We start from the raw sequence: 12,646 nt of genomic DNA, 5'->3' as shown, positions 1-12,646 counted from the left end.
CGTTACTATGAAGTTATCTACAACACCAGCACAAGATGGCTTCTATTTTCCGGCTGAATTTCAGCCGGTAAGTGAAGTCTGGCTAGCTTGGCCCGAAAGACGTGATAACTGGCGTGACGGTGCGGTTCCTGCACAGGAGACGTTTGCCAGAATCGCCAACGCAATTGTCGACGTGACAAAAGTCAGTGTTGCAGTGTGTTCTCACAACTTTGACCGTGCGCGAAAGTTGCTTCATCCCGACGTTCGTTTGGTAGAAATTCCATTTAACGATGCATGGATGCGAGATATTGGCCCAACGGTTGTTGTGAATCAAACGGGTGATCGCCGTGGTATTAGCTGGAAGTTCAATGCTTGGGGCGGAGAATACAACGGCTTGTATGAAAACTGGCAGCAAGATGATTTAGTTGCAGGTTCCGTGTGCGACATCATCGGTATTGATTACTACCGCGCCCCGTTTGTACTTGAAGGTGGCTCGATTCATACCGATGGAGAAGGGACGCTTTACACGACAGAAGAGTGCCTGCTTAGTCCGGGTCGTAACCCTCACTTGAGCAAAACGGAAATTGAAGAGCAGTTAAAAGTTTATCTAGGCATCGAAAAAGTCATTTGGGTTCCAAATGGTTTATTCAATGACGAAACTGATGGTCACGTGGATAACCTGCTGCATGTGATTGCACCGGGTAAAGTCGTGTTGAGTTGGACTGACGATCCTAGCGATCCGCAGTACGAGCTTTCCAGACAAGCTGAAAAAGCGCTGAAGTCACAGCAAGACGCAAAGGGACGCGATATCGAGATTGTCCGTCTACCAATACCAGGGCCACTGCACTACAGTGAAGCTGAAGCCAATGGCATTGATGCGAGTGCAGGAATGAGCAGACAAGCCGGTGAGCGCCTCAGTGCGTCATACGCGAACTTCCTCATTGTGAACGACCATGTATTTTTGCCGATGCTCGACGAAGAAACGGATGCGATCGCAATCGAAATTTTGCAAAACGCGATGCCAGAGCATCAAATCATTGCTATACCGTCAAGAGAAGTGCTGCTTGGCGGTGGAAATATTCACTGCATTACACAGCAGATCCCAGCTTAAAAAGCGAAATACATCGCCACGAGTTGCTTCGTTAGTGTGGCGCTGTTGAAAAGCGGTTAAAAGGAATAACCATGGAACAGATTAAAAACAAAAGCCTTCTTTCGTTCATGGTGGCGAGTGAAGTGCAAGGTACAGCGGTAACCAACCCAGCCACGGGCGAAGTGCTTGGCTACGCGCCAGTGACGACTGAAACCGACATTCTGGACGGTATTGAACGCGCTAGCGTTGCACAAAAAGAATGGGCGGCGCTGCCAGCGAAAACTCGCTCTGGCTTACTTAATCGTTGGTACCAACTTCTGCTAGAAAATAAAGAAGATCTTGGCCGACTGATGACACTAGAGCAAGGCAAGCCGTTGGCAGAGGCTCAAGGCGAAGTCCTTTACGGTGCAAGCTTTATCGAATGGTTTGCAGAAGAAGCGAAACGTACTTACGGTGAAACCATTCCATCGCCAAGTGCAGACAAGCGTTTGGTGACCATTAAACAGCCAATTGGTGTAGCGTGTGCCATCACGCCGTGGAACTTCCCGATTGCAATGATCACCCGTAAAGCGGGTCCGGCATTAGCGGCAGGTTGTACTTTTATCGTGAAACCGTCAGAAGCCACGCCATTTTCTGCATTTGCAGTGGCTGAACTCGCTTATCAAGCGGGTATTCCAAGAGACGTACTTCAAGTTGTTCTTGGGGAAAGCTCTCGTCAGATTGGCGCGATTTTCACGTCACACCCACTGATCCGCAAGCTTTCGTTTACCGGCTCCACTCAAGTCGGCAGTGTGCTGATGCAGCAATGTGCGGGTGACGTAAAACGCACATCTATGGAGCTGGGTGGCAATGCACCATTCATCGTATTTGATGATGCAGATATCGATGCCGCAGTAACTGGTGCGATGGCGTCTAAATTCCGCAATGCTGGCCAAACATGTGTTTGTGCGAACCGTTTCTACGTACACAGCAAAGTGTATGACGAGTTTGTCACTAAGTTTGATGCCGCCGTTCAGCAGCTTAAAGTTGGCAATGGCCTGGAAGAGGGCGTGAATATCGGCCCGGTGATCAGCGAGTCAGCGAAGCAGGGCATCCAGGCGTTAATTGATGGTGCTATCGAGCAAGGTGCGAAGCCAGTCACTGAGCTTAAAGAGCTTGATGGCTTGTTCATGCAGCCAGTGGTGCTAAAAGACGTGACTCACGACATGAAGATTGTCTCTGAAGAAATCTTCGGCCCTGTCGCGCCAGTGATTCGCTTTGATACTGATGAACAGCTTATCGAAATGGCGAACGATACGATTTACGGCTTAGCATCGTACTTCTACAGCCAGAACATTCACCGTGTTTGGAAGATCGCAGAAGCGCTTGAATACGGCATGGTGGGTATTAACGAAGGCATGATCTCTACTGAAGTGGCTCCTTTCGGTGGCGTTAAACAGTCCGGCATCGGACGTGAAGGAGCAAAACAGGGTATCGATGAATACATGGACGTGAAATATCTCTGCTTTGGCGGTAACTAAGGATAAAAACAATGACTAACCAACAACTACACGAAAGAAGAAACCAGGTAATTGCTCAAGGTATGGGTGCGCTATACCCGCTTTACGTAGAGAAAGCAGAAAACGCGCATGTTTGGGATATTGAAGGTAACAAGTACATCGATTTCGCGGCGGGCATTGCGGTGACTAATACTGGTCATTCTCATAAGCGCATCAGCGAAGCGGTAAAAGCTCAGCTCGATAACTTCTCACACACTTGTGCAATGGTGACGCCTTACGCATCATTCGTCGAGCTGGCGGAAAAATTAACTGAACTTGCTCCGGGTGAGACTAAGAAGAAAGCCATCTTCCTGACAACAGGTGCAGAAGCGGTTGAAAACGCCGTGAAAGTAGCACGTGCTCACACTGGCCGTAGCGGCGTGATTGCGTTTAAAGGTGGCTTCCATGGTCGTACTAACATGACAATGGGTCTAACGGGTAAAGTCGCGCCATACAAAGCAGGCTTTGGTCCTTTCCCAAATGAAATCTACCACGCACCATACCCAAATGCGTTCCACGGCATCAGCGTTGAGCAAAGCCTACAAGCGATCGATGATCTGTTTGCTTGTGATATCGAGCCTTCACGCGTTGCAGCGATCATTTTTGAACCTGTACAAGGCGAGGGTGGTTTCTACAAAGCGCCTGAAGCGTTTGCACAAGGCTTGCGTGAGTTGTGTGACAAGCACGGTATCATGCTGATTGCCGATGAAATCCAGACAGGCTTCGCCCGTACGGGTAAGATGTTTGCGACCGAATACCTGGGTATTGAACCAGACCTAATGACGATGGCGAAAGGCATTGCGGGTGGTTTCCCAATCTCAGCTGTGGTTGGTAAAGCAGATGTCATGGACTCTGCACTTCCAGGTGGCTTAGGCGGCACGTATGCTGGTTCTCCACTAGGTTGTGTTGCTGGTCTGGAAGTCTTGAAAATCATCGAAGAAGAAGACTTGTGTGCGAAAGCGATGGGCATTGGCGAAGTGGTTAATGCACGTATGACTGAGCTGCAAAAATCAGTACCTGCGATTGGTGAAATCCGTACCACTGGTGCAATGATGGCGATTGAATTTACTGATCCAGAAACGGGTAAGCCTCTGCAAGATATGACTAAAGCGGTCATTGCTAAAGCGCAAGAGAACGGTCTCATTCTGCTTTCTTGTGGGGTAAAAGCGAACGTTATTCGTCTGCTTCCACCGCTAACTATCGAGTCAGAAGTACTGAAAGAAGGTTTAGACAAACTGGAAAAAATCATTCTTGAGCTGGCGTAGTACCCAGTAAACAAATCGAGCCTTAATTCAAAGAGGAAGTCAGCTGACTTCCTCTTTTTGATCAATCTGTACCGTCCTAAATAAGGTTGGTCATGCCTACTTGAAAAATTTCATCACAAGTTGCGGTAGTAGCGATACCAGAATCATACCCAACATCAAGCTATATTGAACAGGCGTGAAGCTTTCTCCAAGCAGTAACAAGCCAGATAAAATACCAGCAATCGGATTAATGATGTTGCCAAAGGTAAAGTCAACCACAGACATTCTTTGCAGAAGCCAGACATACATGGTGTAGCTTAATGCGGTATTAAGAATGATCACCCAGAGCAGCCCCAGGATGTTAGTAAGCGATGTATTTCGTACCGCACTGAGATATGGCTCAGGATCAAGGCTAGCCATCACAGTGGAAACAATCGTCAGAATCACTCCACCAATGATCAACTGCCAAGTCAGGACCGTCCACCAATGCATTCTTGTACCGAGTGCTTTAGTAACGCTGCTGCCGATCACAATACACATAATTGCGGAAATCATGGCAATCAAACCAACCGGATTCAGTGTGATGGTTGCCGGATTAAATAGCAGCCACGCGAGGGCAACCAAAGCAAGGCCTCGGCATACCTGTAACGCGTTAGGTGGGCGTTTATAGACCACCCAACTGTACAGCATCGCAAATACGGGTAATGAAACCATACCCACGCCTGAAATCGCCGCAGGCAGTGTGAGTGCCATGACAAAGACAAGGCAGAAGAACAGCGCGATGTTGATCGTGCCTAATACAAGCAGGGCTCTCCACTCGTGCTTTTTCGGCAATGTCGGCTTTATCGCGAGCAGCAGTAAGCCCGCAGGCAGCGAGCGCAGGACACCCAGCAGAATAGGAGGCCAATCTGGCACCGTATACTGCGTAACCGCATAAGTCGTGCCCCAGAAAAACGCCGGGATCATGGCGAGTAAAATGTTCATGTCAAATATCTTTACGTTAAGATAATTAAGTGCAAAGATACGCCTTAGGTTACTTTTTGTAAAGTATCTTCATGTTAAAGTAATTAGACAAGCCGCGTTGCTTTGGAGAGAAGTAAGAAATGGACGCAATTGATAGACTGGTAGAGCAGTGGTTTAAAGAAAAGCCAGGGCTCGACACACAGCCGATGGCCATCATGGGGCGATTAATGAGAATTGCCAAACACATGGAGACTCGAGTCGCAGAGCTTCATAAGCAGTATGACCTTAAAATGGGTGAATTTGATGTACTGGCGACGTTGCGTCGAGCAGGAGCACCATACTGTTTGACGCCTTCTGCCTTGATCGAGTCAATGATGCTTACTTCCGGCGCGATGACTAACCGATTAGATAAGTTGGAAACGAAAGGTTTAATTGTCAGAGAACATAGTAAGGAAGATAGACGCAGTGTTACGGTTGAATTGACGGCTAAGGGTTTGATGCTTATCGATAAGTTGATTGTTGAACATGTTGAGGTTCAACGAGGCTTTATGCATGGCTTGTCTGATGAAGAAAAGTTAAAGCTTAATGAGGCATTAAAGAGCTTGTTGCCACAGTTTGAATAAAATCAATTGCGGGGTGTGGGATGCAAATCAAAGCGTTAGAAACGTACCTTAATACGTTTATGTGCGCGGAAAGCGACTTTCCGTTTGGACCTGAAGCTTTAGTCTTTAAGATCAAAGGGAAAATGTTCGCAATACTTGCCCAAAGAGAGGGTCGAGACTACGTCAGTGTAAAAGTAAAACCCGAGGATGGTGAAGTGCTGACTTCTCAGTTCACTGATATCACCCCCGGTTACCATTTGAATAAAAGACACTGGGTCACGGTGTATTTCAATGGAGATGTCGAGGATGGACTTATCCAGGATTTATGTGAACGTTCATACGAGCTTGTCATTGCTAAGTTGACGAAAGCTCAGCGTGCTTCGTTAGGTTTCGCGTAGTTAGAGCACAGATAAATCAGAGTATTGGCAGGAGAAAGTGACGGATATCTCGCTCTTATCACCATGACCGAATTGAATTATTAGCTCGTGTTTCAGAAAAACTCGCGCCTTTATTAAGTACAGGCTATATAAAAAGTATAAGGGCAAAGAGGGAAATGCTATGCGAGCACTATCTGACTGGCTTAAAGCCTACGGGGAAAGTCATCAAAACCCAATCAATCGAAAAATTCACGCGATAGCCGTGCCCGGCATTTATCTTTCTGTCGTTGGGTTAATTTGGTCGATTCCTCAATTGTCTATCCTCGGTTATCAAATAAATTGGGTATGGTTAGCCGTCATTCCTGTTTGGATATTTTATTACCGGTTGTCTCTCAGTGTCTTCATGATGATGCTGGGCTATACATTGGCGTGTATTGGCTTAATCTGGTCATTGGAAGTGCTCCAACTTCCGGTTCTGTATATCTCTTTACTTATTTTTGGTGTTCTCTGGATGTTGCAATTCATCGGGCACAAAATAGAAGGAACCAAGCCTTCATTTTACGAAGACTTACAATTTCTTCTTATTGGCCCTGTCTGGGTGTTTAGAAAGCAATAACCACAACGCATCTGGTTAACCCTGCATGAGCAAAGGCTTGGGTTATATCTTGTTTTGCCACTAGCCTGCATCGCTTCATGCTCTCCATAACGCTGTCCAAAATATTTAGGCTGATCGGCTGGTTTGGACAGCAATGCCTTGTTATTCACACTATGCTTAAAGTGATGTGGCGCACTGAAACCAAGTGGTTATGTGCTGAGTGACAATGTCACGTATGGAGGGGAGATGTATAACCGCGAGCACAAATATAGTTACTGGAAAGAGGAACGTAAAAAAGGCAAATGGCACTACATCTTAAAGTCGTTTTTTATGATTTGTTGTGCGTTGCTGGTCGGTAAAGTAATTGGTTTATTCATTTTTGGCGACTTGCACTCCTTTATGGATATCATTGAACAGTTGCCAGCGGATTTGTTTATCATGATGCTGGTGGGATTCCCTATTAGCGTATTAGGTTGGTATCACGAAGAGTCGAAATTTTTTAGAGCGTTAAGGCGAAAAGATAAGCAACTCAAAATGAAGCAGAAAAGTGCCAATCAACAGAAGCAAAACTAGAAAACAAAGTTGAGCATTAACGTATACATGTTGGCATTATCGTCTTCCGGCATTGATGAGAAGGTACCTAACCCATCACCAAACGCCTTAAAATATTGCCATTCTGCATTAAGAGATACGTTGTATGTAATGTCATATCTTAATCCCAACAGGTAGCTATCTCCGGTTTTATTTTCATGTTCATCGAAGATTTGCCCGTAGACAGTGTACGGTGTGAATTTGTTCCTATTATAACTGGCGGTGGCGTACCAAGTGGTTGAGATATCACTGGTTTGGGCTTCTGCCGCTAGAGTGAATCGATCTATTTCATACTTAGCCCCCAACGAATACAGGTCTATCTTTGAGTCATTTTCTGTAAGCGTTAAACGGTCGACCACAATAGTGCCAAGGCCTGGAACGTCTTGTTCGGTGTTCGAAAGAATGGTGGTTTGGTCATAGTCTCCATTTAAATAAACAAAGTTCCAGCGATAGCGGTCACCACTTAGCGTCACATTGATGCCAACGACATCATTCACATCCACTTTAAGTTTTGTATTGTCATTGATGGTGATATTGCTATCGTCTTTGAAGCCTACAAATGGCATGGCAGTAATCATCGCTTTGTCATTGAGGTCATAAAGCCAACGAACTGAAACTCCATTATAGGCCGTGATACCGAGTAAACTATCATATACTTCTGTGGGAGCACGAGCGGGCGTGAGCGCATGCCCGACGTAATAATACTCGGACGCTAAAAATAAGGGCAGCCTTAATCGGCCTGCGTAAATATCGTAGTTTTTGTACGTATAGGCAAGATACGCCCATTCGAGCTGCGGGTCACTCCAGTGATCTTGTGGCCTTTTTACCACTTGTACTGACGACCGCAATGCACCGGAGAAATAATCTAGCTGCACACCAAACGTTGTATCACAATCAAAGCAGCTTTCGTCTTTGATGAATCGGTTGATCAGTAATGGCGTGTGGTTATCTGATCTCGCCCAAGAGGCTGAACCAAACCCACTCAATGAGAGGTTATCTGTTATTTCAATGGTTGCTAAGCTCGGAAAAGCGATGCTGGTAAGTAGTATTGTGGTCAGATATTTTTTCATATCAATTCTCCGAGCTTACAACATATAGAATGTGGACGTTAGATGGCAGACTGTTTACAGGTGCGTAGCCAATTCGATTGGGTTGTTCTTGCATCCATGCCAATAGAGCATCGATACTTGGCTGTTCGATGACTTTGGGCGGGCGGGCTTTACCTGAGAACGACAAACTCGCCCAATGTGCGTTCATTTGGGCAAGGTTTTTATTAAGAAGGTAGCGGTAAAACTCTGTCCGTTCGGTTGACGTTTCTGGCCAGTCAGAAAGCTCAACTCGCTCTCCTTGTAACAGGCTTGTTTTACCTCTGTAGAGTTTTCTTGCCTTGTTTATTGTTAGCGCATCAAACTTTGAGTTAAATGAAAAAATGGCGTAGTTATCAGCGGCGTACAAGGGCTCACTCAGGATCAGAAGATAAACCAGTATCAACGTGCTTGTCGCAAGCGACCAAGAGGAAGGGCGATAACGAGGACCGAGACTCACCATAAGCCGTTAACCTAAATCATCGTTTCGATTTGATGCAGTAGCTTTTCTTTTCTCACTGGTTTTGGCACATAGGCATCCATCCCTGAGTCAAAGCAACGCTGGATATCATCATCTACGACACTGGCGGTTAACGCGATGATGGGCGTTTTTTTAAGCCCGTTTTCCTTTTCAAAAGCACGAATTTGCCTTGTTGCTTCGAAACCGTCCATCACTGGCATCATACAGTCCATCAATATGACGGCGAAGTTGGAATCTTGCTGGAATTTTTCCACCGCTACCTGGCCATTTTCTGCAATTTCATATTGATAGCCTGCCTTATCCAACAGTAACGACGCTACTTTTTGATTGACCCGGTTGTCTTCTACCAGCAAAACTCGTTCTGTTTTCAGTGACAAAGCATTAATCGTTGGTTCACCCACACGTTGAGCAGGCAAAGGTGAGGCTTCGGTTACGTCTTTTACTTCTGGTATATTCTCGGCGCTCAAAGGTTTTTTAAAGCGAAGACCAAATGCTTTATCCAACTTCTCCTTTAACATGTCGGCTTTAAAGGGTTTTGGAATGTAGTCGTCCATTCCAACAGCTAAGCATTTTTGAATATCATCATCGACCACACTCGCGGTGAGCGCGATGATCGGGATGCGAAAAGGTCGTTGTTCACTGGCTTCAATTTGACGAATGTGTTCGGTGGCTTCAAAACCATCCATTATTGGCATCATACAATCCATCAGTATCAAGCTGTATTGGTGCTTTCTGAACATATCGACGGCTTCCACACCATTCTCGGCAATATCAAAGTTAAACCCCGCTTTAGTCAGGTGCAGGCCTGCTATCTTTTGATTAACGGTGTTGTCGTCCACAATCAAGACGTTCGGCAGTGTGGGAACGTGAAGGGGAGCAGAATGAAGTGAGTTAGGTTCTGAGAAACTTGCTTCACATCTTTCAAGTGCTGCGAGAAGGCGTTGGCCGAGTAGTGGCTGAGTGATAATGACGCTGACCACTTTGCCAAAATCAAATTGGTCACTATGCAAATGTTTAATTAAACAGATGCGAATGTTTTGGTTTTCAAGCCTACGCATATAATCTGATGTTGTGATCGCCACATTGGGTGCGCCCTCAGCGTAAACAATGATGATATTTTCGTTATCGTTAATCCAGGTTGGTAAGGCGCTGAGTTTATTGACCGACTGATGAATGTCGATCTGATAGACGCTCATCTCATCACGGAGTTTCATTTCCATTTCGGCGTCATCACACACAAGCCAAATCTGACTTTGGTTTAACGTATGGTGAGGAGTAAAATGTTGCTGAGCAACCGAGGCGGTCACTTCAAAGAAAAAGCGGCTTCCGCGTCCCTTCGCTGATTCCAGTTGTATCGTTCCTCCCATTAAATCGACAAGTTGAGTACTGATGGCGAGTCCCAGACCTGTGCCTCCAAATTGTCGTGTTGTGGAGTTATCTTCTTGAGCGAAGGGAGCAAAAATAATTTGTTGCTGTTGCTCATCAATCCCAATGCCAGAGTCTTCAACGGCAAACTCAATGGTGGCGCAAGAGTCGGTGAGCGCTTTAGTGGTAACAGAAAGCCGTACATAACCTTGTTCCGTAAACTTTACTGCGTTGGACAGAAAATTCATGATGACTTGGCGCAAGCGGTGATCGTCAACCATGACATGGTAGGGCGTATTTCGGCTGATATTGACTTTTACATCAATGCCTTTCTCTTTCGCTTTAGGGCATATGATGGAGGCGATGTCGTAAATTGACTCGCGAATGCACGTTGAATGTGGACTAATTAAAAGCATACCGGATTCAATTTTAGAAAAATCCAGTACGTCATTGATAAGGCCCAGCAACAGTTGTGATGAGGTTTCTATCGTATCGACGTAGTCGCGTTGTACCGCTGTCAGAGGTGTATCTGACAAGACTTCAGAGATGCCAATGACACCATTTAACGGCGTTCGTATTTCGTGTGACATGTTAGCCAGAAAACTGCTTTTGGCTTTACTCGCTTCGATCGCCTCATCTTTTGCTTTTTCTGCGTCTTCTTTCGCTTGAGTTAATTTCAGTTTGGTTTGCTCGCGCTCAAAGCTGAGCTTATCGACTTCACGGGCAAATCTGCTGAGCTCATCTTTGCCTTTTATCAATTCGGATAGCGGTGAGTCTGAGTTATAACTCTCGCGAGCAAGGAATTCGAGGACGACATTTAAATTTCCGGTCACTTTACGAATAAGTCGGATCGTCAGGCTAATCACCAAGATAGTAACGAGCGAGATGGCAGCGATAAAGACTAAACGATGCTGAGTTGTTCTAGTGATCGACTGACTGATACTCGCTTGCAACTGCTGCTCAATTTTGTTGTCGATTTCGTGGATGAGAGAGAGCCGTTTGTTTAGCGCTTCCAAACCGTCAGAAATTTGTTGAGGGCTAAGCATCTGGAGTTCTTGTTCTTGAAGTAAACTGGTTCGAAACTCTTGGCTTATTCGAAACACATCGTCGGTAAAGGTATCAATGAGCAAGTTGACCTGCTTTTGGTTGGCGTTCAGTGTCACGAAGCGCTCTATCAATAGCTGCTGGTTCTGAACCAGTGACTTAATTTCGTCACGAATATCCGAGTCGTAGTGCTGATCTTTTTCAACTGACTGGATGAGAAAATGACTGAGTTGATGCTCTTTGGTTGACCAAAACATAAGCCATTCCAGCTGGAGAATAGAAGACAGATCGTTACTGGTTTCATGGCTGATATTATTAAAGTAGATTTGATCTAAGCTCAGAAGGATCTGCTCATAAAGATCCGTTCGCCATTCTATAGCGTCCAGTCGATCATCATTTTCTTTGGCAGACAGTAATGAGGCATTCGCTTCTTCAAAGCTCGTTAACAGACTAGAAATCTCGGCATTTGATCCGAAAATCGCAGGCGTCCACTTTTTAAGCTCAAGAGTGAGTCGCTGCGCTTCCTCGGATTTATCGCTAACTTGCGGATTATTAGGTAAGTCGTAAAGGTAGGAGACGATATCGATATAGTCAGTAAATCGTTGTGCTCTATGTAATTCTTGGGCTTGGGTTGAAAGGCGGTGTACGTGCTGGCCTGCCAGTATAAGCAAAAGCACAATTGGCAAAAGAACTAAGCCAAATAGTTTTTGCTTTACAGACAAGTTATCCCAGGAAAAAATTCCGCTCACAGTACACTTCCATACTCATAAAGTTGATATGAAAAGTGTAGTTTATCTAACTAAATAGTTAGCCTGGTAAACAGAACTCTGACTAAATAGAGAATAGAAGTGTGACAAGACTTCAAATAGACTCCCTATTAAAAACAGGGACTTTCAAACTGATTCATCTGATTTGTTACATTTGGTCGAGTTGTGTTCTGTACCTTTTTTCCAGAGCCTCGTTTCCAGCAACACGTTCTAGCTCAACCATAAGTTGTAATGAGGGCTTTTTTACCCCATACATTTGATTGAATCGCATTAAGCGAATTCTGGCATCGGTAAAGTCACCCGACTCAATTTCCAGCTTCGCGAGTTGCAGTATTGATTTTGGTCTGTGAGGATCGTGCTCAATAGCGCGAGTAAAGTAATATCTTGCTTTATCGTTGTCTTTGGATTTAAGAGAGCAGAACGCGGCGTTTTCATAGCTCGCGGGGATCAAATAGTAGTAGGGTTGCTCAATGGCTCGTGTAAACATCAGATCTGCTTTTTTATATTCTCCACGTTTACACAAAAACGTGCCGTAGTTGTTGAGCACGTTACCGTTTTTGGCATGTTGGTTGAGTGACCGTTTATACATTTCCTCGGCTTTTGACTCTTCGCCGACGGACTCGTAATAGTGCGCCATAGAAAGTTGTGCACGGTAGTAGTTAGGTGCGTGAGTAAGCGCTTGTCGCAAATTGTCATGAGCACGGATAGTGCTGCCACCTTCCAGATAACCCAAGCCGAGAGCGATACGGGACTCTGCCATAGCGATAGGGTCGGGCTTAACGATCGGAGAGCCGTCTTCTTTTACGGTAACGCATCCCAGCAGTGAAAATTGAGTCATCAGCAAAAGTGTGCCCAGCTTAATCGTTTTCATTTCTCGTCCCTGTATCCCTAAATCTCACAGCATGATAAGAATTGCGAGATAAAA

The 12,646-nt window shown here is 45.4% G+C and carries 12 protein-coding genes; 7 read left to right on the top strand and 5 right to left on the bottom strand.

Translation table 11 applies throughout. From position 1 onward, the window contains the following. Positions 1-7: 7 nt before the first annotated feature. From aguA to gabT, 3 genes are all read left to right on the top strand, one after another. On the top strand, positions 8-1,090 hold the full coding sequence (gene aguA, locus VER99_RS08160) for an agmatine deiminase (protein ID WP_014232020.1): 1,083 nt from the start codon (positions 8-10) through the stop codon (positions 1,088-1,090). A gap of 71 nt (positions 1,091-1,161) precedes the next feature. Further along, positions 1,162-2,589, top strand: coding sequence for an NAD-dependent succinate-semialdehyde dehydrogenase (locus VER99_RS08155; protein WP_020336395.1), 1,428 nt, complete (start codon positions 1,162-1,164; stop codon positions 2,587-2,589). A gap of 11 nt (positions 2,590-2,600) precedes the next feature. Then, positions 2,601-3,872, top strand: a complete 1,272-nt coding sequence (gene gabT, locus VER99_RS08150) for a 4-aminobutyrate--2-oxoglutarate transaminase (RefSeq protein WP_020336394.1) — start codon at positions 2,601-2,603, stop codon at positions 3,870-3,872. Between the two features lie 96 nt (positions 3,873-3,968). Here gabT and VER99_RS08145 read toward each other — a convergent pair whose 3' ends face one another. Further along, positions 3,969-4,835 carry a DMT family transporter gene (locus tag VER99_RS08145; protein ID WP_020336393.1) on the bottom strand — a complete coding sequence of 289 codons (867 nt, stop codon included), beginning with the start codon at positions 4,833-4,835 and terminating at the stop codon, positions 3,969-3,971. A 119-nt stretch (positions 4,836-4,954) separates the two neighbouring features. Here VER99_RS08145 and VER99_RS08140 point away from each other — a divergent pair, with 119 nt between their 5' ends. From VER99_RS08140 to VER99_RS08125, 4 genes are all read left to right on the top strand, one after another. Next, positions 4,955-5,437: a MarR family winged helix-turn-helix transcriptional regulator gene (locus VER99_RS08140; RefSeq protein ID WP_020336392.1), complete on the top strand. Its 483-nt coding sequence runs from the start codon at positions 4,955-4,957 to the stop codon at positions 5,435-5,437. A 20-nt stretch (positions 5,438-5,457) separates the two neighbouring features. Next, complete coding sequence (locus tag VER99_RS08135) at positions 5,458-5,814, top strand: MmcQ/YjbR family DNA-binding protein (RefSeq protein ID WP_020336391.1); 357 nt, start codon at positions 5,458-5,460, stop codon at positions 5,812-5,814. Between the two features lie 160 nt (positions 5,815-5,974). Next, the gene (locus tag VER99_RS08130; protein ID WP_020336390.1) at positions 5,975-6,409 is read left to right on the top strand and encodes an Mpo1 family 2-hydroxy fatty acid dioxygenase; all 435 of its coding nucleotides are present in this window, start codon (positions 5,975-5,977) and stop codon (positions 6,407-6,409) included. Positions 6,410-6,634: 225 nt separating this feature from the next. After that, on the top strand, positions 6,635-6,961 hold the full coding sequence (locus VER99_RS08125; RefSeq protein WP_020336389.1) for a hypothetical protein: 327 nt from the start codon (positions 6,635-6,637) through the stop codon (positions 6,959-6,961). Here the strand turns inward: VER99_RS08125 and VER99_RS08120 are convergent. The 4 genes from VER99_RS08120 to pilW all read right to left on the bottom strand — a co-directional run bounded on the left by VER99_RS08120 (position 6,958) and on the right by pilW (position 12,592). Then, positions 6,958-8,049, bottom strand: a complete 1,092-nt coding sequence (locus VER99_RS08120) for an ABC sulfate transporter permease (RefSeq protein ID WP_020336388.1) — start codon at positions 8,047-8,049, stop codon at positions 6,958-6,960. The two genes, VER99_RS08125 and VER99_RS08120, sit on opposite strands and share 4 nt — an antisense overlap. Before the next feature lies 1 nt (position 8,050). Beyond that, entirely contained in the window at positions 8,051-8,527 is a 477-nt protein-coding gene (locus VER99_RS08115; RefSeq protein ID WP_020336387.1) for a hypothetical protein, read from the bottom strand. An 11-nt stretch (positions 8,528-8,538) separates the two neighbouring features. After that, a complete protein-coding gene (locus tag VER99_RS08110) occupies positions 8,539-11,703 on the bottom strand; it encodes a response regulator (RefSeq protein WP_020336386.1) in 3,165 nt (1,054 codons plus the stop codon). Positions 11,704-11,869: 166 nt separating this feature from the next. After that, entirely contained in the window at positions 11,870-12,592 is a 723-nt protein-coding gene (gene pilW, locus VER99_RS08105) for a type IV pilus biogenesis/stability protein PilW (protein WP_020336385.1), read from the bottom strand. Between the last annotated feature and the right edge of the window lie 54 nt (positions 12,593-12,646).

The sequence above is a fragment of the Vibrio natriegens NBRC 15636 = ATCC 14048 = DSM 759 genome, from assembly GCF_035621455.1.
GTDB classification, from domain to species: Bacteria; Pseudomonadota; Gammaproteobacteria; order Enterobacterales; family Vibrionaceae; genus Vibrio; species Vibrio natriegens.
The sequence above is the reverse complement of the archived record's forward strand: the minus strand, read 5'-3'. Positions and strand labels throughout refer to the sequence as shown.

Bases quoted from the DNA above. Each gene is read 5' to 3' on its own strand.
- VER99_RS08135 (WP_020336391.1), top strand. From the start codon at position 5,458: ATGCAAATCAAAGCGTTAGAAACGTACCTTAATACGTTTATGTGCGCG.
- VER99_RS08140 (WP_020336392.1), top strand. From the start codon at position 4,955: ATGGACGCAATTGATAGACTGGTAGAGCAGTGGTTTAAAGAAAAGCCA.
- aguA (WP_014232020.1), top strand. From the start codon at position 8: ATGAAGTTATCTACAACACCAGCACAAGATGGCTTCTATTTTCCGGCT.
- VER99_RS08155 (WP_020336395.1), top strand. From the start codon at position 1,162: ATGGAACAGATTAAAAACAAAAGCCTTCTTTCGTTCATGGTGGCGAGT.
- VER99_RS08115 (WP_020336387.1), bottom strand. From the start codon at position 8,527: ATGGTGAGTCTCGGTCCTCGTTATCGCCCTTCCTCTTGGTCGCTTGCG.
- VER99_RS08130 (WP_020336390.1), top strand. From the start codon at position 5,975: ATGCGAGCACTATCTGACTGGCTTAAAGCCTACGGGGAAAGTCATCAA.
- VER99_RS08145 (WP_020336393.1), bottom strand. From the start codon at position 4,835: ATGAACATTTTACTCGCCATGATCCCGGCGTTTTTCTGGGGCACGACT.
- VER99_RS08120 (WP_020336388.1), bottom strand. From the start codon at position 8,049: ATGAAAAAATATCTGACCACAATACTACTTACCAGCATCGCTTTTCCG.
- VER99_RS08125 (WP_020336389.1), top strand. From the start codon at position 6,635: ATGTATAACCGCGAGCACAAATATAGTTACTGGAAAGAGGAACGTAAA.
- pilW (WP_020336385.1), bottom strand. From the start codon at position 12,592: ATGAAAACGATTAAGCTGGGCACACTTTTGCTGATGACTCAATTTTCA.
- gabT (WP_020336394.1), top strand. From the start codon at position 2,601: ATGACTAACCAACAACTACACGAAAGAAGAAACCAGGTAATTGCTCAA.